Source organism: Maritalea porphyrae (assembly GCF_030159895.1).
Classification (GTDB): Bacteria; Pseudomonadota; Alphaproteobacteria; order Rhizobiales; family Devosiaceae; genus Maritalea; species Maritalea porphyrae.
Genome location: NZ_BSNI01000002.1, coordinates 2,119,916 through 2,144,953, shown reverse-complemented (window position 1 = coordinate 2,144,953; position 25,038 = coordinate 2,119,916). Strand labels below are relative to the sequence as shown.

At 49.3% G+C, this 25,038-nt stretch carries 25 protein-coding genes; 23 read left to right on the top strand and 2 right to left on the bottom strand.

Annotation, left to right across the window (positions count from 1 at the left end):
- Positions 1 to 18 precede the first annotated feature (18 nt).
- A complete protein-coding gene (locus tag QQL65_RS13865; protein ID WP_284365517.1) occupies positions 19 to 816 on the bottom strand; it encodes a glutathione S-transferase family protein in 798 nt (265 codons plus the stop codon).
- Positions 817 to 903: 87 nt separating this feature from the next.
- Between QQL65_RS13865 and QQL65_RS13860 the strand changes: the two genes are divergently transcribed.
- Together QQL65_RS13860 and QQL65_RS13855 are read left to right on the top strand one after the other, a co-directional pair.
- Positions 904 to 1,854 (top strand): LysR family transcriptional regulator, encoded by a 951-nt coding sequence (locus QQL65_RS13860; protein WP_284365516.1) that lies wholly within the window; start codon positions 904 to 906, stop codon positions 1,852 to 1,854.
- Positions 1,855 to 2,054: 200 nt separating this feature from the next.
- Positions 2,055 to 2,582 (top strand): outer membrane protein, encoded by a 528-nt coding sequence (locus QQL65_RS13855; protein WP_284365515.1) that lies wholly within the window; start codon positions 2,055 to 2,057, stop codon positions 2,580 to 2,582.
- A gap of 64 nt (positions 2,583 to 2,646) precedes the next feature.
- Here the strand turns inward: QQL65_RS13855 and QQL65_RS13850 are convergent, their stop codons facing one another.
- Positions 2,647 to 2,979, bottom strand: a complete 333-nt coding sequence (locus QQL65_RS13850) for a hypothetical protein (protein WP_284365514.1) — start codon at positions 2,977 to 2,979, stop codon at positions 2,647 to 2,649.
- 353 nt (positions 2,980 to 3,332) lie between these two features.
- Here QQL65_RS13850 and QQL65_RS13845 point away from each other — a divergent pair, with 353 nt between their 5' ends.
- The 21 genes from QQL65_RS13845 to QQL65_RS13745 all read left to right on the top strand — a co-directional run bounded on the left by QQL65_RS13845 (position 3,333) and on the right by QQL65_RS13745 (position 24,789).
- Positions 3,333 to 3,698 carry an NADH-quinone oxidoreductase subunit A gene (locus QQL65_RS13845; RefSeq protein ID WP_284365513.1) on the top strand — a complete coding sequence of 122 codons (366 nt, stop codon included), beginning with the start codon at positions 3,333 to 3,335 and terminating at the stop codon, positions 3,696 to 3,698.
- Positions 3,689 to 4,267 (top strand): NuoB/complex I 20 kDa subunit family protein, encoded by a 579-nt coding sequence (locus QQL65_RS13840; protein WP_284365512.1) that lies wholly within the window; start codon positions 3,689 to 3,691, stop codon positions 4,265 to 4,267. Before QQL65_RS13845 ends, QQL65_RS13840 begins: the two co-directional genes overlap by 10 nt.
- A gap of 9 nt (positions 4,268 to 4,276) precedes the next feature.
- Positions 4,277 to 4,879: an NADH-quinone oxidoreductase subunit C gene (locus QQL65_RS13835; protein WP_284365511.1), complete on the top strand. Its 603-nt coding sequence runs from the start codon at positions 4,277 to 4,279 to the stop codon at positions 4,877 to 4,879.
- Between the two features lie 8 nt (positions 4,880 to 4,887).
- Positions 4,888 to 6,078 (top strand): NADH-quinone oxidoreductase subunit D, encoded by a 1,191-nt coding sequence (locus tag QQL65_RS13830; RefSeq protein ID WP_284365510.1) that lies wholly within the window; start codon positions 4,888 to 4,890, stop codon positions 6,076 to 6,078.
- Positions 6,078 to 7,103: an NADH-quinone oxidoreductase subunit NuoE gene (nuoE, locus tag QQL65_RS13825; RefSeq protein WP_284365508.1), complete on the top strand. Its 1,026-nt coding sequence runs from the start codon at positions 6,078 to 6,080 to the stop codon at positions 7,101 to 7,103. Before QQL65_RS13830 ends, nuoE begins: the two co-directional genes overlap by 1 nt.
- Positions 7,103 to 7,297 (top strand): hypothetical protein, encoded by a 195-nt coding sequence (locus tag QQL65_RS13820; protein WP_284365506.1) that lies wholly within the window; start codon positions 7,103 to 7,105, stop codon positions 7,295 to 7,297. The genes nuoE and QQL65_RS13820 overlap by 1 nt, the downstream gene beginning before the upstream one ends.
- A gap of 3 nt (positions 7,298 to 7,300) precedes the next feature.
- Entirely contained in the window at positions 7,301 to 8,608 is a 1,308-nt protein-coding gene (gene nuoF / locus QQL65_RS13815; RefSeq protein ID WP_284365504.1) for an NADH-quinone oxidoreductase subunit NuoF, read from the top strand.
- Positions 8,609 to 8,617: 9 nt separating this feature from the next.
- Positions 8,618 to 10,714 carry an NADH-quinone oxidoreductase subunit NuoG gene (nuoG, locus tag QQL65_RS13810; protein WP_284365502.1) on the top strand — a complete coding sequence of 699 codons (2,097 nt, stop codon included), beginning with the start codon at positions 8,618 to 8,620 and terminating at the stop codon, positions 10,712 to 10,714.
- 72 nt (positions 10,715 to 10,786) lie between these two features.
- Complete coding sequence (nuoH, locus tag QQL65_RS13805; RefSeq protein ID WP_284366300.1) at positions 10,787 to 11,821, top strand: NADH-quinone oxidoreductase subunit NuoH; 1,035 nt, start codon at positions 10,787 to 10,789, stop codon at positions 11,819 to 11,821.
- 14 nt (positions 11,822 to 11,835) lie between these two features.
- A complete protein-coding gene (nuoI, locus tag QQL65_RS13800; protein WP_284365500.1) occupies positions 11,836 to 12,324 on the top strand; it encodes an NADH-quinone oxidoreductase subunit NuoI in 489 nt (162 codons plus the stop codon).
- A 9-nt stretch (positions 12,325 to 12,333) separates the two neighbouring features.
- Entirely contained in the window at positions 12,334 to 12,942 is a 609-nt protein-coding gene (locus QQL65_RS13795; protein ID WP_284365498.1) for an NADH-quinone oxidoreductase subunit J, read from the top strand.
- A 12-nt stretch (positions 12,943 to 12,954) separates the two neighbouring features.
- Entirely contained in the window at positions 12,955 to 13,269 is a 315-nt protein-coding gene (nuoK, locus tag QQL65_RS13790) for an NADH-quinone oxidoreductase subunit NuoK (RefSeq protein WP_284365496.1), read from the top strand.
- Between the two features lie 4 nt (positions 13,270 to 13,273).
- Positions 13,274 to 15,322, top strand: coding sequence for an NADH-quinone oxidoreductase subunit L (gene nuoL, locus QQL65_RS13785; protein WP_284365494.1), 2,049 nt, complete (start codon positions 13,274 to 13,276; stop codon positions 15,320 to 15,322).
- Positions 15,319 to 16,836: an NADH-quinone oxidoreductase subunit M gene (locus QQL65_RS13780; protein WP_379863240.1), complete on the top strand. Its 1,518-nt coding sequence runs from the start codon at positions 15,319 to 15,321 to the stop codon at positions 16,834 to 16,836. The genes nuoL and QQL65_RS13780 overlap by 4 nt, the downstream gene beginning before the upstream one ends.
- 9 nt (positions 16,837 to 16,845) lie before the next feature.
- Complete coding sequence (gene nuoN / locus QQL65_RS13775; RefSeq protein ID WP_284365492.1) at positions 16,846 to 18,294, top strand: NADH-quinone oxidoreductase subunit NuoN; 1,449 nt, start codon at positions 16,846 to 16,848, stop codon at positions 18,292 to 18,294.
- Positions 18,295 to 19,086: a biotin--[acetyl-CoA-carboxylase] ligase gene (locus QQL65_RS13770; RefSeq protein ID WP_284365490.1), complete on the top strand. Its 792-nt coding sequence runs from the start codon at positions 18,295 to 18,297 to the stop codon at positions 19,084 to 19,086.
- Positions 19,086 to 20,750 carry a ribonuclease J gene (locus tag QQL65_RS13765; protein ID WP_284365488.1) on the top strand — a complete coding sequence of 555 codons (1,665 nt, stop codon included), beginning with the start codon at positions 19,086 to 19,088 and terminating at the stop codon, positions 20,748 to 20,750. Before QQL65_RS13770 ends, QQL65_RS13765 begins: the two co-directional genes overlap by 1 nt.
- A gap of 24 nt (positions 20,751 to 20,774) precedes the next feature.
- Positions 20,775 to 21,023: a DUF1467 family protein gene (locus QQL65_RS13760; RefSeq protein ID WP_284365487.1), complete on the top strand. Its 249-nt coding sequence runs from the start codon at positions 20,775 to 20,777 to the stop codon at positions 21,021 to 21,023.
- Between the two features lie 363 nt (positions 21,024 to 21,386).
- A complete protein-coding gene (proS, locus tag QQL65_RS13755; RefSeq protein WP_284365485.1) occupies positions 21,387 to 22,736 on the top strand; it encodes a proline--tRNA ligase in 1,350 nt (449 codons plus the stop codon).
- 3 nt (positions 22,737 to 22,739) lie between these two features.
- The gene (locus QQL65_RS13750) at positions 22,740 to 24,104 is read left to right on the top strand and encodes an ABC transporter permease (protein WP_284365482.1); all 1,365 of its coding nucleotides are present in this window, start codon (positions 22,740 to 22,742) and stop codon (positions 24,102 to 24,104) included.
- Positions 24,097 to 24,789, top strand: a complete 693-nt coding sequence (locus QQL65_RS13745) for an ABC transporter ATP-binding protein (RefSeq protein WP_284365480.1) — start codon at positions 24,097 to 24,099, stop codon at positions 24,787 to 24,789. Before QQL65_RS13750 ends, QQL65_RS13745 begins: the two co-directional genes overlap by 8 nt.
- Positions 24,790 to 25,038 lie beyond the last annotated feature (249 nt).

Below are 25,038 nucleotides of genomic sequence, written 5' to 3'. Positions count from 1 at the left end.
GGGCTTTTCCATTTTGATTTATACTAAGCCCAGTTCTTTATCGGATTGGGAGACTCCATACTTGTTCTTATTCGGCCATGGCCGCTCGCGCCAATGTGGTTCGAACTCAAAACTTGATTTTGTGCGACCAGGCAACAAAGCGCCATTGCCTGCACCTTTTGCATAGTCGTAGTACATTTTCACCACTTCTTCTTTTGACGTTTGCTGTGCCGCCGGATGGTTGAGGCAAGCGTCACGCCATTTCGCTACTCTGTGGTACTCAACACTGTTGGGTAGCTCGAAACCTTCATAATACTCAAGAAACCAAAACCGAGCGAAGAGCGGCGTGAACACAGTTTCTGCAAAAGAAAAGTTGTCGAAAAGGTATTCACCTTCGGGATTGTACTTATTTAGGAAAAAGTTCAGATCAGCATAGAGCTTCAACAAACGGTCAGAAAACTCACTCTTTTTGGCTGGGTCTTGGTTCATCACCATTGAGTAGCCTGCAAAGGTCAATGCTGATTCCTTTGCAACCAACATGCTTTCTATTGCTCGCTTTAACGGGTCAGCTTGGGCAATTTGTGGGCCCGCAATCACAGTGTCGAGATAATTCAGTATGACAAGGCTCTCCTTTATGATGTCTCCTTTTGTCGTCTCTAAAACGGGCAGGGCGGTGGTGCCATCGGTTTTGCGCAAGAGTTCCTTGTCACGAGGTTTGGTAATGTCGACCACTTGAAATTGGACAGCTTCAGGTTGGTTCTTCAACTCGAGCAAAATTTCAAGCCGTTGGCAAAATGGACAAACAGGGATGTGATAAACGATAGATTTTGAGAGCATTGACTTGCCTTGGTAGTTGTACTTCTTGCAAAACTATTCGGATGTAATTGCATTTGCGAACTTGATTTTCTTATTGTGAGAATTGGCATGGTGAATTTTGCTACATTTGATCTAAACCTGTTGCGCGTTTTAGATGCTTTGCTCCGTGACCGTTCAACGATCAAAGCAGGCGAGCGTTTAGGACTGTCACAGCCCGCAGTTTCTGCAGCGCTTGGCCGACTGAGGCACGCCCTAAATGACGATATTCTTGTTCGTCAGGGCCAAAGAATGGTACCAACGGATTTCGCAAATAGGCTCACGGGTCCGTTACGCGAGGAGTTGTTCCGACTTGAAACCCTTTTTGTGGAGCCGGCATTTGAACCTGAAACTGCCAATATGACGTTTCGAGTTTGTGGCAGCGATTTCTTTGCCGACATGTTGATGCCGGCCTTGATTGAGCGGACCCAAGAAATTTCTCCGTTTATAAAAATCCAATTAGTCGATCTCGTTCCTGATAGTTATGTCGATACGCTTGATCGCTATGGTGCTGACGCCGCACTTGTTCCGGATGCAGACTTCCCTGATTGGATTGAGAAGCAGGTACTATTCCGTTCGCCATTTGTCGTGATTTCAGCTAAGGACAATCCGCATACAAAAGCTGCGAAACTAAAAGCCGGGGATACGTTCCCGTTGGATTTGTTCTGTGCGCTCAAGCACGCGCTTTTTTCACCTCAAGGCAATATTCGGTCAATGGGTGATGACGCGCTTGATGCAATTGGGCGTCAGCGCGACGTTGTTGCGACACTGCCGGCGTTTTCTGGCGTGTGCAGAACAGTGGGCAATTCGGATTTGATTGCCCTTGTGCCATGTCAGTATGCTCAGAATTTGGGTGGCCTGTTGAATATCCGAGCTTACAAGGCACCTATCGACGTGGTTGTGCCCAAGATTTCTCTAATTTGGCAGCGCCGACTTGATAATGCGCCATCGCAGGTTTGGTTTAGGGAACTTGTCTCATCAATCTTAAGTCCGCTTGATACCGATGCGGAAAGCTGGCTGTGACCATATAGTCACACATACTCCTTCGTCACAATTTGGCCACCAAGCTTTCACGAAAAAGACGGTTTGTTAGGGAAGTAGTAACCAGCCGATACGTTTTACGCCTGAAATGGCGAAAGTGATGAAGCTACACATTGAATAAAATGCTATGCTTCTTACATCGGTGAAGTAATTTAGTAAGTGGTTATCTACGGAGGCCGAAAATGACTTTGATGAAGAAAATTTCCATTGCAACACTAGCAGGTGTCGCGATGACGGCAGGTGCCTATGCGGCAGATCCTGTGGTAAATTATGCAAATGATCCTGCGCCTACATATGCTGCGCCTGGATTTGACTGGAACGGCTTTTATGTGGGTTTGAACAATGCCTATGTGAATTCTGGCGGTGCTGAATGGGCCGTTGGTGGTTTGGCTGGTATCAATATCCAAGATGGTTTCTTGGTTTATGGTGCTGAGTTGGAAGCTAATGCATTGATTTCAGGTGGCGCAATCACTGGCGGGCTTTACGAAGCAACCGCGCGTGCAGGTTATCTGGTGAGTGACGATGTGTTGCTTTACGGCGTTGGCGGCGGCGGTTTCGATAACGGAACTGGTGTTGCTCTAGTCGGTGGCGGTATGGAATTTGCCGTTACTCAAGAACTGACGCTTGGTGCAGAATATAATTATCTCTTCAATTCCGGCGGCACAGTGGGCCACGAAATTGACGGTAAAGTTCGCTGGTACTTTAACTAGCCAAAACAATAAATACTCCAACTGGGAGGCCGTTGCATGTGCGACGGCCTTTTTTTATGTCTGTTCACTCTTTGCGTAAAAGTAGAACAGTGCCCGCGGGATCAGAAGTCCACTGACCGTTTCCATCTTTGATTTCCTCTAGTTCATTGCGAACCGGGCTTCCTAATTGTTCTAAGGCTTTGTTTGTCGAGTCTGTGAACAACTCAAGCCATATATCTGTTTGACTTTGTGCGGGTACGCAATCAATCCACAGTGTAATGTCCCCGAATGCAAAGGCTACGCTTTCTTTGGATTCATGAGTTTGTTCAAGGCCAACTTCATCGCGATAGAAACTGACGGTTTCGGCCCACTTAAAGGTGGGTACTTTCATCGCTATGTTGTTTCCCGGTTTGATCATCAATCTCTCCAAAGCTCCTTCGTTTGGTAGACGTTAGCAGGTCGAAGGAGCGATTCAAGTTGTGGGATCGGTGGTGTGGGGGCCTTGTCTATGCGAATCGCAGTTGCAGATAGCTTCAATATCTGTGATAATTTAATTGGAGTATAATAGTCATATTTATTTGATATTGTTGATTTTTATCACGCATGCGGCAATTCGACCATAAAGATGGTATGGGACGATAATTCCTCTTGAATCGAAGAAACTGCTACGTTAAGCCGTAGCAACGATGATTTGGGCCGAATTGTGACTTTGGTTCATGCATTTTAATTCCCAGGCCGGATAAACCGGTCAACACTAAAGGCAAGGCAATTATGAACGAATTGCTCCTCAATTATCTGCCTGTAATTATCTTTATCGGGCTATCTGCCGTTATCGGCCTCGCGCTTTTGGTCGCGCCTTTTCTAATCGCTGTTAAAAATCCAGACCCTGAAAAGGTATCTGCCTACGAATGTGGCTTTGATGCTTTTGATGATGCACGCATGAAGTTTGACGTGCGTTTCTATCTGGTGGCGATCCTTTTCATCATCTTTGATTTGGAAGTTGCCTTCCTCTTCCCATGGGCTGTCGCCTTTAAGAGTGTAGGGTGGTTTGGCTTCTGGGCGATGATGGTGTTCTTGGGTGTTTTGACCATTGGCTTCATCTATGAATGGCGGAAAGGGGCTTTGGAATGGGATTAAGCGACAATTCAACTTTGGTTGCGCCGCAACCAAAGGGCATTATCGATCCGAAGACTGGCAAGCCGATGGGCGCCGAAGATCCATTCTTCCTCGATATTAACGACCAGCTAGCCGATAAAGGCTTCTTGGTTACCACAACCGATGATCTTATCAACTGGGCGCGCACTGGCTCTTTGATGTGGATGACATTTGGTTTGGCCTGCTGTGCGGTTGAAATGATCCAGATGTCGATGCCGCGTTATGACGTTGAGCGCTTCGGCACTGCGCCGCGTGGTTCGCCTCGCCAATCAGACGTGATGATTGTTGCGGGTACGTTGACCAACAAGATGGCACCTGCGCTTCGCAAGGTTTACGACCAAATGCCAGAGCCGCGCTATGTGATCTCTATGGGATCATGCGCGAATGGCGGCGGATACTACCATTATTCTTATTCAGTCGTGCGCGGTTGTGACCGGGTTGTGCCTGTGGACATTTATGTTCCGGGTTGCCCTCCGACTGCCGAGGCCCTTCTTTATGGCATCTTGATGCTGCAGAAGAAGCTTCGTCGTACTGGCACAATTGAGCGATAGGGCGTGATTATGGACACAACGCTTGCAGAGCTTGGCGAATATATCGAAGCAAAGTTGGGAGATGCAGTTCTCTCAACTGATATGGCTTTTGGTGAACTGACAATCAATATTGTGCGTGATGAAGTTGTAAACGTCATGCGCTTTTTGAAGGAAGACAGCCAGTGTCAGTTCTTTAGCTTTATTGACGCTTGTGGTGTCGACTATCCTGCGCGACCTGAGCGCTTTGATGTTGTCTACCATTTGCTTAGCCCAACACGGAACGTGCGCATTCGCATCAAGTTGACTACAGACGAGAAGTCGACTGTTAAATCCATTTGTGAAGTGTTTCCCGGCGCCGATTGGTTCGAGCGGGAAGCCTATGATATGTACGGCATCTTGTTTGTTGGTCACCCAGACTTGCGGCGTTTGCTGACCGATTATGGTTTTGAAGGCTATCCGTTGCGCAAGGATTTCCCTGTCACTGGTTTTGTGGAAGTTCGTTACAACGAAGAGTTGAAGCGCGTTGTCTATGAGCCTGTGAAGCTTACGCAGGAATTCCGGAATTTTGATTATCTCTCACCTTGGGAAGGCACTGATTATGTGCTGCCCGGTGACGAAAAAGCGCAGAGCTGAGGTTTATCATGGCAGAAGCTCAGGTAAGAAATTTTAACATCAACTTCGGCCCGCAGCACCCTGCGGCGCACGGAGTGTTGCGTCTGGTTCTTGAATTGGACGGCGAGGTTGTAGAGCGTTGTGATCCGCACGTTGGGTTGTTGCACCGTGGTACGGAAAAGCTGATTGAGCAAAAGACATATTTGCAGGCTGTTCCCTATTTTGACCGTCTCGACTATGTGGCGCCAATGAACCAAGAGCACGCGTTCGCGCTTGCTGTTGAGAAGCTGTTGGGTATTGAAGTGCCGCGTCGTGGTCAATTGATCCGCGTGCTTTACTCAGAAATTGGCCGTATTCTCAATCACTTGCTCAACATCACAACACAAGCGTTGGACGTTGGTGCGCTAACGCCACCGCTTTGGGGTTTTGAAGAGCGCGAAAAGCTGATGATTTTTTACGAACGCGCATGTGGTGCGCGTTTGCACGCAGCTTACGTCCGTCCTGGTGGTGTGCACCAAGATCTGCCGCCTGAATTGCTCGACGATATTGAAGCATGGTGTGATCCATTCTTGAGTGTTGTCGATGATATCGAAGGCCTTTTGACTGAAAACCGAATCTTTAAGCAACGTAACGTCGACATTTGTAATGTTGCACTGGACGATGCTTGGGAATGGGGCTTCTCTGGCGTCATGGTGCGTGGTTCTGGTGCGAAATGGGATTTGCGCAAGTCGCAGCCCTATGAGTGCTATGAAGAGATGGATTTTGATATCGCTGTTGGCAAAAACGGTGATTGTTATGATCGCTACCTGTGTCGTATTGAAGAGATGAAGCAGTCAGTGCGCATAATGCGCCAGTGTATCGACAAGCTTCGTCTTCCAGAAAACCAGGGACCTGTTTCTTCTACTGACGGCAAGATTGTTCCGCCGAAGCGGAACGAAATGAAGCAGTCTATGGAAGCACTAATTCACCACTTCAAACTTTACACCGAAGGCTACAAAGTACCGGAAGGCGAAGTTTACGCCTCTGTGGAAGCGCCCAAGGGTGAGTTTGGTGTGTATCTCGTATCAGATGGGTCAAATAAGCCATATCGCTGCAAAATTCGTGCCCCCGGGTTCGCACATATGTCAGCGATGGATTTCATTAGTAAGGGCCACATGCTTGCTGACGTTTCAGCGATTATTGGTACCCTTGATATCGTATTTGGTGAGGTGGACAGGTAATGTCAGTACGTCGTCTCGCAGAGGATCAGGTTCAGCCAGAAGGTTTTGCGTTTAACGCGGAAAACCAAAAATGGGCTGAACAAACGATCGCTAAGTATCCTGAAGGCCGTCAGCAGTCGGCAGTTATTCCGTTGTTGATGCGGGCACAGGACCAAGATGGTTGGGTAACCAAACGATGCATTGAGCATGTCGCTGACATGTTGGAAATGCCTTATATCCGCGTTTTGGAAGTTGCGACATTCTATACTCAGTTCCAGCTTAAGCCGGTTGGCACAAAGGCGCATATTCAAGTGTGTGGCACCACGCCTTGTATGTTGCGCGGCTCGGAAGAGTTGATCAAGGTTTGCAAATCCAAAATCAATGAGAAGCCTTTTGAGACCAACAAAGATGGCACTTTGTCTTGGGAAGAGGTCGAGTGCCTTGGTGCATGCGTTAATGCGCCAATGGTGATGGTGTTTAAAGACACCTATGAAGATCTTACGCCAGAACGCTTTGAAGAAATGATTGATGAGTTTGAGGCGGGCAAGGACGTTAAAACCGGGCCGCAAATTGACCGTCAATTCTCTGCACCTGAAGGTGGCATGATCACCTTGACGGAAGTACCGGATCGCAAAGCGACCATAGTTGCAAAGGCACCGGCGAAAAAAGCGGCAACTAAAACAAAAGCGGCTGCAAAGCCTAAGGCGACAAAGCAGGCAAAAGCCGAAGCGCCAAAAGTGCCTGTTAAAAAGCCTGCTGCAAAGTCAGATGACAAGGCTCCATTGTTTGAAGCGCCTGCCGGTGAAAAGGATGACTTGAAGCTTATTTCAGGCGTTGGGCCGGTGCTTGAGCGCAAATTGAATGAGCTGGGCATTACCAAGTTTGAGCAAGTTGCAAAATTCACCAAGAAACAGATTGCGGAAGTTGATGATCGATTAAGCTTTAAGGGCCGGATCGAGCGCGACGATTGGAAAGCACAAGCTAAGGCTTTGGCCAAAGGCGGTGCTGAAGAATATCGCAAAGTCTTTGGTAAGGATCCACGCTAATGGCACAGAAAATCATGGGCATTGAAATGACGGGCCGCAATATCTTGATCGCAGTTGCGTTCATGGTTGCGACCTACATCGCCATTCGATTGGTGGGTACCTTTGCGATTGTACTTACGACTGGTCTTTTGGGCTTTGTGGTTAGCGCGGTCGTTGGTTTCTTGCTGTTCGCAGCTTACATGCGGGGGCGCTAAAATATGTTGTCAGATCAAGACCGTATTTTCACAAACCTTTATAACCAAGGCGATTGGGGCCTTGAGGGCGCGCTGAAGCGTGGCTCTTGGTCGCAAACCAAGTCGTTTATCGATAAAGGTCGTGATTGGATCACGGAAGAAGTCAAATCATCTGGCCTTCGTGGTCGTGGTGGTGCTGGCTTCCCAACTGGTTTGAAATGGTCATTTATGCCGAAAGTGAGTGACGGTCGTCCTCACTATTTGGTGGTGAATGCCGACGAATCTGAGCCCGGCACATGTAAAGACCGCGAAATCATGCGCCATGATCCGCATCACCTTGTTGAAGGGTGTTTGTTGGCTGGTCGCGCAATGGATGCGCATCACGCTTACATCTATGTGCGTGGTGAGTTTGTTCGTGAGCGCGAAGCATTGCAGGCCGCTGTCGATCAAGCATATGACGCGAACCTAATCGGCAAGAATAACGTGCATGGGTGGGACTTTGATATCATCGTCCATCATGGCGCGGGTGCCTACATTTGTGGTGAAGAAACTGCGCTGCTTGAAAGCCTTGAAGGCAAAAAAGGTCAGCCCCGTTTGAAACCACCATTTCCTGCGGGTATGGGCCTTTATGGCTGCCCAACCACAGTGAACAATGTTGAATCAATTGCGGTTGTGCCTGAGATTTTGCGGCGCGGCGGCTCTTGGTTTGCTGGGCTTGGACGCGAAAACAATACGGGTTCCAAACTATTCTGCGTATCTGGTCACGTAAATACGCCAGCAACATTTGAAGAAGAAATGGGCATCACTTTCGGCGAGTTGATCGATAAGCATTGCGGTGGCATTCGCGGTGGTTGGGACAATTTGCTTGCCGTTATTCCTGGTGGCTCTTCAGTGCCATGTGTGCCAGGCGATAAGATGCGCGACGCAATTATGGATTTTGATGGTCTGCGTGAAGTTGGCTCTTCACTTGGGACCGCGGCCGTGATCGTCATGGATAAGTCCACGGATATTATCGCCGCGATTGCCCGCCTATCATATTTCTACAAACACGAGAGCTGCGGCCAGTGTACACCTTGTCGTGAGGGTACAGGCTGGATGTATCGCGTGATGGAACGCATGGTGCGCGGTGAAGCGCAAAAGCGTGAAATTGATATGTTGTTTGAAGTCACCAAGCAGGTTGAGGGCCACACAATTTGTGCGCTCGGCGATGCTGCGGCGTGGCCAATTCAAGGTCTAATCAAAAACTTCCGCCCTGTGATTGAAGAGCGGATTGATCAATACACCCACAATGCCAAAGCGGATGGGGCTGTTCCATCCATTGCAGCGGAATAGGCGGCAAGTATGGCCAATATTAAAGTAGACGGACAGGAAATCGAAGTTCCCGATCACTACACGCTAATGCAAGCGTGTGAAGAGGCGGGCGCTGAGGTTCCTCGTTTTTGTTATCACGAACGGCTTTCTGTAGCAGGCAACTGCCGCATGTGCCTTGTTGAAGTAAAGGGTGGGCCGCCAAAGCCTGCCGCGTCCTGCGCGATGAGCGTGCGCGACTTGCGCCCTGGGCCAAATGGTGAAGCACCTGAAGTGTTTACCAATACGCCGATGGTGAAAAAGGCGCGCGAAGGGGTGATGGAATTCTTGCTCATCAACCACCCGCTTGATTGTCCGATTTGCGACCAAGCTGGTGAGTGTGACCTGCAAGACCAAGCCATGGCATATGGTGTAGATAGCTCTCGTTACCAAGAAAACAAGCGCGCTGTTGAAGACAAATATATCGGGCCTTTGGTGAAAACCATAATGACCCGTTGTATTCACTGTACGCGTTGTGTGCGTTTTACGACTGAAGTGGCTGGCATTTCTGAGCTTGGCCTAATTGGCCGTGGCGAGGACGCGGAGATTACTACATATCTTGAGCAGGCGATGACGTCTGAACTTCAAGGCAACGTGATTGATCTTTGCCCTGTTGGTGCTTTGACTTCGAAGCCTTACGAATTTACCGCTCGTCCGTGGGAATTAAACAAAACCGAAAGCATCGACGTGATGGATGCTGTGGGTTCAAACATTCGCGTTGATAGCCGTGGTCGTGAAGTGATGCGCATTATGCCGCGGATCAACGAAGCGGTGAACGAAGAGTGGATTTCAGACAAAACCCGTTTCATTTGGGATGGCTTGAAATCGCAACGTTTGGACAAGCCTTACGTTAAGAAAAGCAAAAAGCTGCAAGCTGCGAGCTGGAACGATGCATTTGCGGCCGTTTCTCGCGCCGTAAAGAAAACATCTGCTGACAAAATCGGTGCAATCGCCGGCGATCTTGCAGGTGTTGAAGAGATGTTTGCGCTCAAAGGCATTATGGAGCAATTGGGTGTCAATAACCTTGATTGTCGTCCAGCCGGTTCCGCGCTTGAACCATCAAAAGGTCGTGCAAGCTACATTCTCAATGCAGGTATTGCTGGTATCGAAGATGCAGACGCAATTCTTATTGTTGGGTCTAACCCACGAAAAGAAGCCGCTATTGTGAACGCGCGTATTCGCAAGGCTTGGCGCGCATCTGGTGTGCCGATTGCAGTGGTCGGCGACCAAGATGATTTGAAGTTTGACTATGAGTATCTTGGCAAGGGTGTTGAAAGCCTTGCTGCTGTTGCGGCGGGTGACGTTGAATTCGCTAAAACGCTTGCAAACGCAGAACGCCCAATGATCATTGTGGGCGAGGGCGCGTTGACTGGCACAGCCGGCAAAGACGTGTTGGCGCTTGCATCAAGCATTGCCAAAGGCAGTGGTGCATTGAGCGCTGACTGGAACGGTTTTGCGGTCTTGCACAACGCGGCGGCGCGTGTGGGCGGCTTGGATGTTGGTTTTGTCCCAGCAAAGGGCGGTCTTGATCGCGCTGGCATGGACAAAGCGGCGGCAGGTGGTGATTTGGACGTCGTGTTCTTGCTTGGCGCTGATGATATAGACATGGAAGCCTATAAAGACGCGTTCGTTGTCTATATCGGCTCTCACGGAGACGTTGGTGCACACGCAGCAGATGTAATCCTGCCGGGCGTGACCTATACGGAAAAAAGCGCAACCTATGTCAACACGGCTGGATTGGTTCAACAAACCACTCGCGCGGTGTTTGGTCCTGGTGACGCAAAAGAAGACTGGGCAATTCTTCGTGCCTTGTCAGCGCATTTGGGTGAGGCATTGCCTTATGACAATCTAAATCAGTTGCGTGGAGCGCTTTATGCGCAACATCCACATTTCGCTGATATTGAAGCACCTGCGCAAGAAGATGCGAAAGCAATTGAGAAACTGGCGAAAGTTCCTGCGAAAATCAAAAAGGCAGCGCTTTCAACGCCAATCAACGATTTCTACCTCACCAACCCGATTGCACGGGCATCTGCTGTCATGGCGGAATGTTCGCAATTGGCTGCTGGTGGCGTGAACGAAGCGGCGGAGTAGAGAATTATGTGGGACTGGATACTCCTAGCATTGGACTATTTGCTCGGTGTGCCGATCTTCGGTTGGGGCACAATGGTCGGCTTTGTTTGGAAAGCACTTCTGTTGCTCGTCGTATTGTTGGTTTTTGTTGCCTACTTCTTGTTGGCAGACCGTAAAATTTGGGCTGCGGTGCAAATCCGACGCGGACCGAACGTGGTTGGTGCCTTTGGTTTGCTGCAAAGCTTTGCTGATTTGCTCAAATTTGTTTTCAAAGAGCCAGTAATTCCAGCGGGTTCAGACAAAGTGCTATTTTTGATGGCGCCTTTGATCACCGTGCTGGTTGCTTTGGCTGCTTGGGTCGTAATCCCGCTCGATGAGGGCTGGGCATTGGCTGATCTCAATGTTGGCGTTTTGTATGTGTTGGCGATTTCGTCGCTCGGCGTATATGGCGTTATCCTTGGTGGTTGGGCGTCGAACTCGAAATACCCATTCCTTGGCGCACTTCGTTCCGCCGCGCAGATGGTTTCATATGAGGTTTCCCTTGGTTTCGTTATCATCACCGTGTTGCTTTGCGTTGGCTCGTTGAACTTGACGGACATCGTGGTGGCGCAACGCGAAATGGGCTTGGCGCATATGTTGGGCATACCATGGGCATCGTTCCTGAACTGGTTCTGGTTGCCGCTGTTCCCAATGTTTGTGATCTTCTTTATCTCTGCATTAGCGGAAACAAACCGCCCACCATTCGATCTACCTGAAGCTGAATCGGAATTGGTTGCTGGTTTCATGGTGGAATATGGCTCAACACCATACATGATGTTCATGCTCGGTGAGTATGTGGCGATTGTGTTGATGTGTGCGATGACCACCATCCTATTTATGGGCGGCTGGTTGCCACCACTCGATATTGCACCATTCACTTGGATCCCAGGTCTTGTATGGTTCATCATCAAAACGTGCATGGTGTTCTTCATGTTCGCGATGGTGAAAGCGATTGTACCGCGTTACCGCCATGACCAACTGATGCGCCTTGGCTGGAAAGTGTTCTTGCCAATTTCCATCGTAATGATTTTTGCCGTTGCCTTTGTTCTCCAGCTGACTGGCTGGGGATGGCATGGCGGCGTGGCATAAGGAGAAACGATAAAATGCGAGCCATGCAGTTTCTCAATTCGCTTTTGCTCAAGGAGTTCGTTTCGACGTTCTTCTTGGCGATGCGCTATTTCTTTAAACCAAAACCGACGATCAACTATCCGTTTGAAAAAGGATATGTAAGCCCACGTTTTCGGGGTGAGCACGCGCTACGGCGCTATCCAAACGGGGAAGAGCGTTGCATTGCTTGTAAGCTTTGCGAAGCGATTTGCCCGGCACAAGCGATCACCATTGAAGCTGGTCCGCGCCAGAATGACGGCACACGCCGTACCGTGCGCTATGACCTGGATATGGTGAAATGTATTTACTGTGGTTTTTGCCAAGAAGCTTGCCCAGTAGATGCGATTGTTGAAGGTCCAAACTTCGAGTTTGCAACTGAAACCCGTGAAGAGCTCTATTTCGATAAAGAGAAATTGCTTGCTAACGGCGATCGGTGGGAGCGTGAAATCGCTGCGAACCTCGATGCTGACGCGGCATATAGGTAGGAAAAACAGATGACACTAGAAATTGCTTTTTTCTATTTGTTCGCTGCCACTGCGATCTTAAGCGCGGTAATGGTGATTTCGTCACGTAACCCGGTTCACTCGGTTATGTTTCTCATCCTCGCATTTGTGAATGGGGCAGGTATCTTCATGCTTGCTGGCGCTGAGTTTCTCGCGCTGCTGCTCATCGTTGTTTATGTGGGCGCGGTGATGGTGCTGTTCTTGTTTGTTGTGATGATGCTGGATGTTGACTTTGCGCAATTGCGCCAAGGCTTTTTGCAATATGCGCCTCTCGGGGCAATGGTTGGCGGCATTTTGCTCATTGAGCTGATTATGGTCGCAGGCTCGTTCTTGGTGGCGCCGGAAGTTGCCGGTTCGAGCGTTGTGCCATTTGTTGAAGGCATGTCAAACACTGAGGCATTGGGCAATGTACTTTACACGCGCTACGTCTACCTATTCGAAGCTGCTGGCTTGATCTTGCTGGTGGCGATGATCGGCGCGATCGTTTTGACCTTGCGTCATAAACCACACGCAAAACGCCAAGACATTGCAGCCCAAGTGGGCCGTAAACGAGAGGACGCAGTTGAAGTTGTGTCTGTTGAAAGTGGCAAAGGGATTTAATCGGGGGCTCAAATGATACCAGTAATTCCACTAGGTCATTTTTTGACCGTCGCAGCCATATTGTTCACCATCGGGGTGTTTGGCATTTTCCTTAACCGGAAGAACGTCATCATTATCTTGATGTCTGTTGAACTGATCCTTTTGGCCGTCAACATCAACTTTGTTGCATTCAGCGCACATCTGCAGGATTTGGCAGGACAAGTATTTGCCTTGATGATCCTAACAGTTGCGGCGGCTGAAGCCGCGATTGGTTTGGCGATCCTTGTGGTCTTCTTCCGTAATAAAGGTTCCATCGCGGTTGACGATGTGAACATGATGAAGGGTTAAGGGCATGAACCATACACTCCTTCAACTCATCGTATTCCTACCGCTTCTTGGTGCGCTGATTGCAGGTCTATTGGGGCGTTCAATTGGGCACCGCACTTCTGAAATTGTAACGTCTGGCCTTTTGGTCTTGGCGGCACTGTTCTCATGGATTGTTTTCCTACAGTGGACCATGGGTGGCGGCGAAGCCGCTCACCATGCTGAAGCTGGTCATGGTGGTGATCATGCATTTGTTGCCGCTGAATCAGTCAAGGTAGAGTTGTTCCGTTGGATTTCGACCGCTGGTCTTGATCTTAAATGGATGATCCGTGCTGATACGCTGACAGCTGTTATGTTGGTGGTTGTGACCTCGGTTTCAAGCTTGGTGCACATCTACTCAATTGGCTATATGCATGAAGATCCGCATCGTTCGCGCTTCTTTGCGTACCTTTCACTGTTTACATTTGCGATGTTGATGTTGGTGACAGCGGATAACTTCCTGCAAATGTTCTTCGGCTGGGAAGGTGTGGGCGTTGCCTCATACTTGTTGATCGGCTTCTGGTACAAAAAACCTTCTGCGAACGCAGCGGCAATGAAAGCGTTCATCGTCAACCGTGTAGGCGACTTTGGCTTTGCGCTCGGTATCTTTGCTGCCTTCATGATGCTTGGCTCGATCGACTTTGATAGTGCGTTTGCTCATGTGGCCGACATGGAAGGCAAGAACATTTCCTTCCTATGGGCTGAATGGGACGCGATGACAGTTATTTGTTTGCTGTTGTTCCTTGGTGCGATGGGTAAGTCAGCGCAGTTCTTGCTGCACACTTGGTTGCCAGACGCGATGGAAGGCCCGACACCTGTGTCAGCCTTGATCCACGCTGCGACCATGGTGACAGCGGGTGTGTTCATGGTGGCGCGTTTGTCGCCCATGTTTGAAGCATCTGAAACAGCGATGACTGTTGTCGTCTATGTCGGCGCGATTACAGCGTTCTTTGCGGCGACCGTTGGTCTAGTGCAAAACGACATCAAGCGTGTGATTGCTTATTCAACTTGTTCGCAGCTTGGCTACATGTTCGTGGCACTTGGCTTGGGCGCATATTCAGCTGGTATCTTCCACCTGTTCACACACGCATTCTTTAAAGCGTTGTTGTTCTTAGGCGCGGGTTCGGTGATCCATGCGATGCATCACGAACAAGACATGCGCAAAATGGGTGGCATCAAAGATAAGGTCCCATTGACCTATTGGATGATGATGATCGGTACTCTGGCGCTAACAGGCGTAGGCTTGCCATTGCACTTGTTGGTTGATGCGTTGCCAAACATCGGTTTTGCAGGCTTCTATTCAAAAGACAGCATCATCGAAGCGGCTTACGGCGCGCACACTGCCGCTGGCGGGTTCGCATTCTGGGCGTTGGTTGTGGCAGCCTTGTTCACAAGCTTCTACTCTTGGCGCTTGGTGCACCTTACATTCCACGGCGAAACACGTGCTTCGAAAGAAACATTCGATCACGCGCATGAGAGCCCAATGGTTATGTTGGTGCCATTATTTGTGCTGGCAGCGGGTGCAGTGTTCGCTGGTTACATCTGGTATGACAGCTTCTTTGGCCATGCCGAGCACGTTGAGCACTTCTTCAAGGGCGCGGTTGTTGTCGATGCAGAGTTGATCGATGCAGCGCACCACGTTCCAACTTGGGTGAAGCTATCTGCGACATTTGCGATGATCATCGGTTTCGTGGCTGCTTGGTATTTCTATATCGCGAAGCCCGAGACACCAAAGACATTGGCGAAAGAGCATGCAGGCCTTTATGCCTTCTTGCTCAACAAATGGTACTTCGACGAGTTGTATGACTTCTTGTTCGTACGTCCTGCCAAGTGGATTGGTACTGCGCTATGGCGTGGGTTCGATGATTGGTTCATCGACGGCGTGATCGTCGGTGGTATCGCAAGACGGGTGAAGGACATCACCTCGCAGGTCGTGCGGTTGCAGTCCGGCTATCTTTATCACTATGCGTTGGCAATGCTGATTGGTGTTGCAGCGCTTATAACCTGGGCGATTGCTGCAGGGGGCCTCCTAGGATGAATATCATAAACAACAACATCCTCACGATCCTTACGTTCCTGCCGCTGGTTGGCGTATTCTTTGTGTTGATTGTGCCGGGCAATGATGCTTTGGCGAAAAACAACATGCGCTACATTGCGTTGGCGACGACCACTGTGACCTTTGTTTTCTCATTGGTCATGTGGTGGATGTTTGATCCGACAAATGTAGATTTCCAATTTGTTCAAAACCACGCATGGATTGGCGACGTTATTGGCTACCGCATGGGCGTTGATGGGATTTCCATCCTGTTTATCGTGCTCACCGCGATGTTGATGCCGCTTTGTGTGTTGGCGAGTTGGGAAAGCATCGATAAGCGCGTCAAAGAATACCTGATCGCATTCCTATTGCTCGAATTCTTGATGATCGGCGTGTTCGCAACGCTTGATTTGGCCTTGTTCTACATCTTCTTTGAAGGTGGTTTGATCCCGATGTTCTTAATCATCGGTATTTGGGGCGGCAAAAAACGTATTCAGGCAAGCTACAAGTTCTTCTTCTATACCTTCGCGGGTTCTGTGTTGATGCTATTGGCCATCATGGCCATGTACTGGCAGGCAGGCACGCTTGATATTGCGCAGTTGCTCAAATTCAATTTCTCACCTGAAGCACAGTTCTGGTTATGGATTGCCTTCTTCGCTTCTTTCGCGGTGAAGATGCCAATGTGGCCATTCCACCGTTGGTTGCCAGAAGCGCACGTGGAAGCGCCGACTGCAGGTTCGGTTATTCTTGCAGCGGTCTTGTTGAAGATGGGCGGATACGGGTTCTTGCGGTTCTCATTGCCAATGTTCCCAGATGCATCTGCTTACTTCTCGGACTTTGTGTTCGCACTGTCGGTAATTGCGATCATCGCTACATCGCTTGTAGCTCTTGTGCAGGATGATATCAAAAAGCTAATCGCCTATTCCTCCGTTGCCCATATGGGGTACGTGACGATGGGTATCTTTGCTGGCAATGCGCTTGGTATTCAGGGCGCGATCTTCCAAATGATTTCACACGGTATCGTTTCTGGTGCGTTGTTCCTGAGCGTTGGCGTGATTTACGACCGGATGCATACACGCGAGATTTCAGCCTATGGTGGTCTTGTTGAACGTATGCCGAAATATGCGTTTGCCTTTATGGTGTTCACCATGGCCAACGTTGGTTTGCCCGGTACATCGGGGTTCGTGGGTGAATTTCTCGTTCTGATCGGTATTTTCCAAGTTAATACTTGGGTGGCGTTCGGCGCGGCATTTGGTGTGATTTTCTCCGCTTGCTATGCGCTGTGGCTATATCGTCGAGTAATCTTTGGAGCGCTCGAGAAAGACACATTGAAGTCGATCTTGGACATGAGCCCGCGTGAAATGGTCATAATTGTACCTTTGATCGTTCTCACCATCTTCTTTGGTTTCTATCCAGCGCCAATTCTTGATGCAACGGCTGCATCGGTTGAAGCATTGGTCTCACATTATCAAGCAGGCCTAGGACAGGTCGGTGCGCTCGCTGAAGTTGCGCACTAGGAGGAACAAATGTCATCTGATCTAACTAGTTTTGTTGCTCTTGCTCCAGCATATCCCGAGCTTCTGCTCGCGATAGGAGCGATCATCTTGCTGATGATGGGCGTGTTCAGCAATGAGAAGACCGGCAACACCATGATTGTTGGTGTCGCTATCGGATTGTTGGCCGTCACTGCTGTTTTGGTCGCAATTCACCCCGCTGAAGGTGTGTTGTTCAACGGTGCGTTCATTCAAGACGGTTTTGCACGCTTCATGAAGGTGCTGGTTCTAACTGGCTCTGCTTTTGCGCTTGTGTTGTCCGTATCTACGGCATCTGACCATAACTTGAACAAGTTCGAATATCCGGTGCTCGTCATCCTTGCCTCTTTGGGCATGTTGATGATGATTTCAGCAAACGATTTGATCTCGCTATATATCGGTCTTGAACTGCAGTCTCTGTCTCTTTACGTCATCGCTGCGTTTAAGCGTGACAGCGGTCGTGCAACTGAAGCTGGCTTGAAGTATTTCGTACTTGGCGCCTTGTCGTCGGGCATGCTGCTATACGGTGCCTCAATGGTTTACGGCTTTACGGGCCAAACCCAGCTTGATGAAATTGCCAAAGTGATATCACTTGGCGAGCCTTCACTTGGTTTGATTGTTGGTTTGGTGTTCTTGCTTGCTGGCTTGGCGTTTAAAATTTCAGCTGTGCCGTTCCACATGTGGACACCAGATGTTTATGAAGGTGTGCCGACACCGGTAACTGCTTTCTTTGCATCAGCCCCAAAAGTGGCAGCAATGGCGTTGTTCATCCGGGTCGTATTCGACACGTTTGAGCCGATTGCCAAAGACTGGCAACAGATCGTCATCTTTGTTTCAATTGCATCGATGGTTCTTGCAGCCTTCGCTGCGATTGGTCAAAAGAAGCTCAAGCGATTGATCGCATACTCTTCTATCGGTCACGTTGGTTTTGCACTTGTTGGTTTGTCGGCAGGTTCACAAACAGGCGTTGAGGGTGTTTCCATCTATATGGCGATTTACCTGACCATGACCATTGGATTGTTCGCGTGTATTTTGGCACTGCGCACTGATCAGGGTTATGTGGAAGATATTTCTGATTTGGCGGGTATTGCTCAAACACGTCCATTCATTGCTTCCGGCATTGCAATTATCATGTTCTCATTGATCGGGTTGCCGCCATTGGCTGGTTTCTTCGCAAAGTGGGAAGTGTTCCTTGCAGCCGTTGAAGCGCAACTGTTCGTGTTGGCTGTAATCGGTGTGTTGGCAAGTGCGATTAGCGCATTCTATTACTTGCGCGTTGTGCGTACGATGTTCTTTGATGAGCCAAACCATCAGTTTATCAAAACACCAAACGAGCTGAATGTTGTGATTGCGCTGACTGCTGCGTTGATTGTGACATACGGCCTTACTGTTGGCGGCTTCTTGAAAGACGTAGCAGGCATTGCCGCGGGCAGCTTGTTCTAGGTGGTGCATTTAGGCGAACGGGCAGCGCAAAACGGATTTAGCCTGAAACATGTTGAAACAATAGATTCAACAAGTTCAGCGTTGATGAAGGATGCGCTCGCCGGTGCTACTGGCCCCATGTGGCTGGTGGCGGACGAGCAAGTAGACGGCAAGGGCCGTCGTGGTCGTCATTGGAATTCGCCCAAGGGCAATCTTTATGCCTCTTTGTTGCTTTGTGACCCTGCGCCATCTGAAAAGGTAGCGCAGTTGTCGTTTGTGATGGCGCTTGCGTTGCGAGATGCTGTGGAAGCGATCAATGAGCCTGGCGTTGGGCCCAAGGATGATGATATTGAGGTCAAATGGCCCAACGATCTGATCCTTTGCGACAAGAAATGTGCTGGCTTGCTGCTTGAAGGCGGCATGAAAGGTCAATCGAGATTTGTTGTTGTTGGGCTTGGTGTGAATATCATCTCACATCCAGACAAAACCAATCATCCTGCTGGAAATCTCAATGAATGGGGCATTCATACATCCGTTGAGCACTTTTTTCCGTATCTAAGTGATGCAGTGGCGTTGCGTTTGGAACAATGGTCAATGGGACAGGGGTTTCAATCAATTCGGGCGGATTGGTTGGCGCATGCCTATAAGGTTGGGCAAGATATGCGCATAAACACAAGTACAGATAGTTTCGTTGCACGGCTTGACGGTGTCGACGAGGCAGGAAATTTATTGGTCGACCATATGGGGCGGCCGCGAACAATTACGGCGGGCGAGATTTTCCCGCTGGATATGAATTTTGAAAGCAATAATTGATGAGTGATCAATTGGTTTTCATCCCGCTTGGTGGCGTGGGTGAAATCGGCATGAATTTTGGCCTTTATGGTTATGGCGCGCCACAAGAGCGCAAATGGTTGATCGTTGACTGTGGGTTGACCTTTGCCAAGCCAGACCTGCCTGGCATTGATCTGGTAATGCCAGACATCCGCTTTTTGGAAGATGAAGTTGAGCATATTGAAGGTCTTGTGATCACGCATGCGCACGAAGACCACTACGGCGCGCTTTTGGACCTTTGGCCTTATTTGGAGTGTCCTGTATTTGCAACGCCGTTTGCCAAGGCGATGACGGATAGCAAGGCACGTTCAAACAACTTTACGGACACTATTCCAATCACGGTCGTCAATGCCGGTGAGAAGTTCAAAGCTGGACCTTTCTCGCTTGAGCTGGTGAATGTGGCGCACTCAATTCCTGAAAGCTGCTCGCTTTATATCGAAACTGATGCGGGCAGGGTGGTTCACACTGGTGATTGGAAGCTTGATCCATCACCTGTGGGCAACGAACAAACAGACGAGAAACGATTTCGAGAGATTGGTGCGGATCCGCGTCCTTTGGCGGTGGTTGGCGACAGCACCAACGCTATTCGTGAAGGATCAAGCCCGGGCGAAGGCGAAGTGGCCCAAACGCTTGATCAACTGATCGCAGAAGCGCCGAACCGGGTTGCAGTGACTATTTTTGCCTCAAATGTGGGACGGATGATTTCAATTGCGCGTGCTGCGCAAAAGGCAGATCGACACGTCGTTGCCGCGGGACGTTCGGTGCACCGTGTCAGCGAGATTGCACGTGACCTTGGTCTAATGGAAGGCTTGGAGCCGTTCCTTGACCAAGATTCTTATGGGTATTTACCACGTGACAAAGTTGTTTTGATCTGCACGGGGTCGCAGGGCGAAAGTCGTGCTGCGATGGCGCGAATTGCGCGGGACGATCACCCAGTTATCACTTTGGCGAAGGGCGACCGTGTTATCTTTTCGTCAAAGGCAATTCCTGGCAATGAACGTGACGTCAACGACATCCAAAATATGTTGATCAACCAGGGCGTTGAAGTGATCACTGATCGAGATGCGCTGATTCACGTTTCCGGCCACCCGCGCCGAGATGAACTGCGCCAGCTTTATGATTGGCTAAAGCCAGACATTTTGGTTCCAGCTCATGGTGAAGCGTTGCATTTGGACGCGCATTTGAAGTTTGGGCAAGAATTGGGCATCAAGAATTGTCTAGGTGTTCGCAATGGCGATATGGCCCAGCTTTACCCCGTTGCCAGCGTCAATAAAGGTGAAGTGCCAAACGGTCGCGTTTATCTTGATGGTGAGATATTGTGTCAACCAGACGAAAGCGGTGTGCGAGAACGACGTCGCCTTTCATTTGGCGGAACTGTAAATATCTCCATGTGCATCAATTCCAAGGGCCAAATTGTTGGTGAACCGGAATTTGAGCTGGTTGGGTTGCCAGCACTTGTTGATGAAGATGGTGATTTTGACGAAGTGGTGGAAATGGCAATTGCCGCCACGGTTAAATCAATGCCGGCGAAAAAACGTGCGGATCGAATGGTATTTGCTGAAGCGCTTCGACGCTCGGTGAGATCGGAGATTAATCAACTCTGGGGCAAGAAGCCGCATGTGAAGGTTTTCGTCCATCGCGTATGAGGTTTCCGATAGGGGAAAAATCACATGGATTTACTCAGTTCAATAGCACTATATTTTGTTCTTTGGTGGCTTTGCTTGTTCATCGCGTTGCCTATTGGCGTGCAGTCTTCACATGAGGCTGGCGAACATGTGGAGGCAGGCAACGAACCTGGTGCACCCACGCGCCCTAAGCTCTTAATCAAGATGGGCATTGCCACAATATTGGCGTTTGTTCTGCTGTATTTGGTGCGGCTTGGACTGTCCAGTGAGTGGATAAAGAACTACTGGAGCTAATTCATTCAACTTGTTGAATTCAAAATAAAAGCAGAGCCGAAGCTCTGCTAAAAATAGTGTCGCGACAATGCATTGGTCTTATGCGTTCAAGACGTTGCCAATGTTCCTCCCTTGACCTTGTCAGCGAGATGGGATCGCCGTTTGAAAACCGGTAACCCTCTTATTGGGATTGGACACTAACAACAGATTCGGCGGGTGTCATCACCTTTTTGTGTCCATCATGCATTTTTTGGCATGTTTGGTTTACTGCGGTGCTTAATGGCCAAAATCGTGGTTTTGGCTTGATAAATATATCCATATGGCGTTTTCTCGCCTCTGAACCTTCAACTAACAATCTTCGAGTCGAAAAGAGCAGCTTTCAATATGCGCCTTTCCCGTTATTTTTTGCCCGTCCTGAAAGAGACACCTAAAGAAGCTGAGATTGTTTCGCACCGGCTGATGCTGCGTGCTGGCATGATCAAACAAGAAGCGAGTGGACTCTACGCTTGGTTGCCGCTTGGCTATAAGGTCTTGCGAAAAGTACAAGATATTATCGAGCAAGAGCAGAACCGGGCAGGGGCGATTGAATTGCTTATGCCAACTTTGCAGTCTGCTGACCTTTGGCGCGAAAGCGGTCGCTATGATGATTATGGCAAAGAGATGCTGCGGATTGAAGATCGTCATGGTCGCGATTTGTTGTACGGACCAACAAATGAAGAGATGATCACCAACATCTTCCGCTCGCATGTGAAGTCCTACAAAGACTTGCCTTTGAACCTCTATCACATCCAGTGGAAATTCCGGGACGAGATTCGCCCACGTTTTGGCACTATGCGCAGCCGTGAGTTCTTGATGAAGGACGCCTATTCCTTCGACTTGGACAAAGAAGCGGCAGTTAAATCCTATCATCGTATGTTCGTTGCCTATCTTCGGACATATAAACGCATGGGGCTAACCGCTATTCCAATGCGGGCTGAAACTGGTCCTATTGGTGGTGACTTGAGTCATGAATTCATCGTGCTTGCTGACACGGGCGAGAGTGGCGTTTTCTGTGATCGCGATTTGCTGGAAAAGCCAATTCCAGCTGCGGACATCGACTATGATGGTGACTTAAGCGAGATCGTTGATGACTGGACGTCGCTTTATGCGGCGACTGAAGACATGATCGAAATGGACAAGTTTGAGGCTGACGTGCCTGAAGATCGTCGCATTGCTGCTCGCGGTATTGAAGTTGGTCAAGTATTCTACTTTGGTGAAAAATACTCTGAGCCAATGGGCGCGAAAGTGCTTAACGATGAAGGCAAAGAAGTCGCTGTACATATGGGCTCCTATGGTATTGGCCTAACACGCGTAGTTCCAGCAATTATTGAGGCCTGTCACGATGAAGATGGCATCATTTGGCCGGTTTCTGTGGCGCCGTTTGAACTTGGATTGATCAATCTGAAGACATCGGACGATGCGAGCGTCGAGACCTGCCAGAAGCTCTATAGTGAGCTGAAAAATGCTGGCATTGACGTTCTCTATGATGATCGTGACATGGGTGCAGGTGGCAAGTTTGCCACAGCGGACCTAATTGGATTGCCTTTCCAAATGATTGTTGGGCCACGCGGCCTTAAAAATGGCGAAGTTGAAATCAAAGATCGCAAAACGGGTGAGCGTTCAAACGTTTCGATTGATACTGCGGTTGAGCATATTCGTGCCATTATTGAACCACTTCGTTTGGACAAGATATAATTTATGACGACGCGCAGCGCGACGATGATCGAAAAAAACAGGCCGTTTTCGCCGTTTGAATTTATGGTTGCGTGGCGCTATTTGCGTGCGCGTCGTGAAGAAGCGTTTATCTCGGTCATTGCCGCGCTTACGTTGACTGGGATTGCTATCGGCGTTGCCACTTTGATTGTGGTGACTTCGGTAATGAATGGCTTTCGAGCAGAGCTTCTCGACAAGATCCTTGGTCTAAATGGCCATTTTACTGTTTTTCCGATTGAAGAGCAGTTTGAGGACTACAACGATGTCGTGTTGCGCATGGAAGAGGTGGACGGAGTCACATCTGTCGTCGCTTTCGCTGAAGGGCAGGCGCTTGCATCCGGTGTTGGTCAGTCGACCGGAGTTTCAGTCCGCGGGATGGCCCTTTCGGATATTCAAAAGCTGCCCTCCTTGCCAAATGCTGCGATCTTAGGTGGTTTTGATGGTTGGGACGACAGTCGTGGCGTTGCCATTGGTATTCGGCTGGCCCAGAAGCTGGGCGTTTCAATTGGTGACCCTGTCACTATAATCACGCCTGATGGTGTTGTGACACCATTTGGAACGACGCCGCAGATCCGTTCTTATCCTGTAACTGTGATTTTTGAATTGGGGATGGTGGAGTTTGATAGCTTCTTCGTCTTCATGCCGTTGCAGCAGGGGCAAGACTATTACCAGCTTTATCGTGACGTGTTGAAAGATGGGCAGGAACCACTGCCACTTGATGCAACCGACGAGCAAATTGATGCAGCGTACGAACGCATTTATCGCGTGAGTGCCTTGGAAGTCTTTTTGGATGACCCTGATGCGACGACGGCTATGCGTGACCCGCTTCAGTTGGTTGCCGGTCGACCGATGATTTTCACTGATTGGCAGCGACGAAATGAGACGTTTTTCTCCGCGCTTCAGGTGGAGCGTGTCGTGATGTTCGTCATTCTGTCGATGATTGTGCTTGTGGCTGTGTTTAACATCATTTCGTCACTCGTGATGCTTGTGAAGGAAAAGAATGCCGATATCGCGGTGCTGCGCACTATAGGGGCGACCCGGGCCTCAATTATGCGCATTTTCTGCATGACAGGCACAGCAATCGGTGTAGCGGGTACATTAATTGGACTTGTGGTTGGCTTAGTTGTAGCAGCCAATGCTGAAAACTTGCGTGCATGGATTTCCGATACGATTGGTATCGCGTTGTTTCCACCAGAAGTTTTCTTTTTGTCAGAATTACCATCGAAAACTGACCCAGTAGAAGTCACTTTTGTTGTGGCAATGGCGTTGATTTTGAGTTTCCTCGCTTCACTTTATCCTGCTTGGCGTGCAGCGCAATATGATCCGGTGGAGGCTTTGCGCTATGGTTGATCGACACGTGAAGCTTAAACTTGAAAGCATTAATCGTACTTACGCGCAGGGCGCAGGCGAGCTTAGAATTCTGCAAGGCGCTGATCTTGAGATTTTGAGTGGTGAGATTGTTGCGCTTGTTGCGCCATCTGGCGCGGGTAAGTCGACGCTGCTGCACGTGTCGGGCTTGTTGGAACGCGCTGACTCGGGAAGTGTTACAATTTGTGATGTGCCAACCGATGACTTGTCGGATCGGGAGCGCACTTTGGTTCGACGACAGCATGTAGGTTACATTTACCAGTTCCATCATTTGTTGCCTGAGTTCAATGCAACGGAAAATGTGATGATGCCACAATTGATCGCTGGACAAGCGGACAGAGTGGCCAAGGCACGCGGTGAAGAACTGTTGTCCATGATGGGGCTAAAAGATCGTGGGACACATCGCCCAGCTCAGTTGTCGGGCGGTGAGCAACAACGTGTGGCCATCGCGCGTGCTCTTGCAAATTCTCCTGGGTTGATCTTAGCGGACGAACCGACTGGGAATTTGGACCCCGAAACGAGTTCAGTGGTGTTTGATCTGCTTGCAGATTCAATTCGCAATCATGACGCGGCAGGTTTGATCGCAACCCACAACCACGACATTGCCAAAATGGCTGATCGGGTACTCACCCTAAAAGACGGAAAATTGGTTCCTTTTACGTTTTAGAACCAAAACCGCGATTTCTCATTCTTCGCTTATTGAAAAGCTCAGAACTGGCAATAGCCAATAGTTCTGGGCTTTTGCGTACGTGCATTTACCATAATTGTTTTCACTGGGGATCATTTGTGGAAAGAATGTGGACAAGAACAAAAAGGGAATATATAAGAACAAACAGGCAACAAGGAGATGAGTATGACACACTTGATTAAAGACGTGATGGCCCTTTGTTCAATCACTGCGTTTAGCGCAGCTACA

Excerpts from the sequence above, each read along its gene's own strand:
- QQL65_RS13865 (WP_284365517.1), bottom strand. The coding sequence starts at position 816 with ATGCTCTCAAAATCTATCGTTTATCACATCCCTGTTTGTCCATTTTGC.
- QQL65_RS13860 (WP_284365516.1), top strand. The coding sequence starts at position 904 with ATGGTGAATTTTGCTACATTTGATCTAAACCTGTTGCGCGTTTTAGAT.
- QQL65_RS13855 (WP_284365515.1), top strand. The coding sequence starts at position 2,055 with ATGACTTTGATGAAGAAAATTTCCATTGCAACACTAGCAGGTGTCGCG.
- QQL65_RS13850 (WP_284365514.1), bottom strand. The coding sequence starts at position 2,979 with ATGATCAAACCGGGAAACAACATAGCGATGAAAGTACCCACCTTTAAG.
- QQL65_RS13845 (WP_284365513.1), top strand. The coding sequence starts at position 3,333 with ATGAACGAATTGCTCCTCAATTATCTGCCTGTAATTATCTTTATCGGG.
- QQL65_RS13840 (WP_284365512.1), top strand. The coding sequence starts at position 3,689 with ATGGGATTAAGCGACAATTCAACTTTGGTTGCGCCGCAACCAAAGGGC.
- QQL65_RS13835 (WP_284365511.1), top strand. The coding sequence starts at position 4,277 with ATGGACACAACGCTTGCAGAGCTTGGCGAATATATCGAAGCAAAGTTG.
- QQL65_RS13830 (WP_284365510.1), top strand. The coding sequence starts at position 4,888 with ATGGCAGAAGCTCAGGTAAGAAATTTTAACATCAACTTCGGCCCGCAG.
- nuoE (WP_284365508.1), top strand. The coding sequence starts at position 6,078 with ATGTCAGTACGTCGTCTCGCAGAGGATCAGGTTCAGCCAGAAGGTTTT.
- QQL65_RS13820 (WP_284365506.1), top strand. The coding sequence starts at position 7,103 with ATGGCACAGAAAATCATGGGCATTGAAATGACGGGCCGCAATATCTTG.
- nuoF (WP_284365504.1), top strand. The coding sequence starts at position 7,301 with ATGTTGTCAGATCAAGACCGTATTTTCACAAACCTTTATAACCAAGGC.
- nuoG (WP_284365502.1), top strand. The coding sequence starts at position 8,618 with ATGGCCAATATTAAAGTAGACGGACAGGAAATCGAAGTTCCCGATCAC.
- nuoH (WP_284366300.1), top strand. The coding sequence starts at position 10,787 with ATGGTCGGCTTTGTTTGGAAAGCACTTCTGTTGCTCGTCGTATTGTTG.
- nuoI (WP_284365500.1), top strand. The coding sequence starts at position 11,836 with ATGCGAGCCATGCAGTTTCTCAATTCGCTTTTGCTCAAGGAGTTCGTT.
- QQL65_RS13795 (WP_284365498.1), top strand. The coding sequence starts at position 12,334 with ATGACACTAGAAATTGCTTTTTTCTATTTGTTCGCTGCCACTGCGATC.
- nuoK (WP_284365496.1), top strand. The coding sequence starts at position 12,955 with ATGATACCAGTAATTCCACTAGGTCATTTTTTGACCGTCGCAGCCATA.
- nuoL (WP_284365494.1), top strand. The coding sequence starts at position 13,274 with ATGAACCATACACTCCTTCAACTCATCGTATTCCTACCGCTTCTTGGT.
- QQL65_RS13780 (WP_379863240.1), top strand. The coding sequence starts at position 15,319 with ATGAATATCATAAACAACAACATCCTCACGATCCTTACGTTCCTGCCG.
- nuoN (WP_284365492.1), top strand. The coding sequence starts at position 16,846 with ATGTCATCTGATCTAACTAGTTTTGTTGCTCTTGCTCCAGCATATCCC.
- QQL65_RS13765 (WP_284365488.1), top strand. The coding sequence starts at position 19,086 with ATGAGTGATCAATTGGTTTTCATCCCGCTTGGTGGCGTGGGTGAAATC.
- QQL65_RS13760 (WP_284365487.1), top strand. The coding sequence starts at position 20,775 with ATGGATTTACTCAGTTCAATAGCACTATATTTTGTTCTTTGGTGGCTT.
- proS (WP_284365485.1), top strand. The coding sequence starts at position 21,387 with ATGCGCCTTTCCCGTTATTTTTTGCCCGTCCTGAAAGAGACACCTAAA.
- QQL65_RS13750 (WP_284365482.1), top strand. The coding sequence starts at position 22,740 with ATGACGACGCGCAGCGCGACGATGATCGAAAAAAACAGGCCGTTTTCG.
- QQL65_RS13745 (WP_284365480.1), top strand. The coding sequence starts at position 24,097 with ATGGTTGATCGACACGTGAAGCTTAAACTTGAAAGCATTAATCGTACT.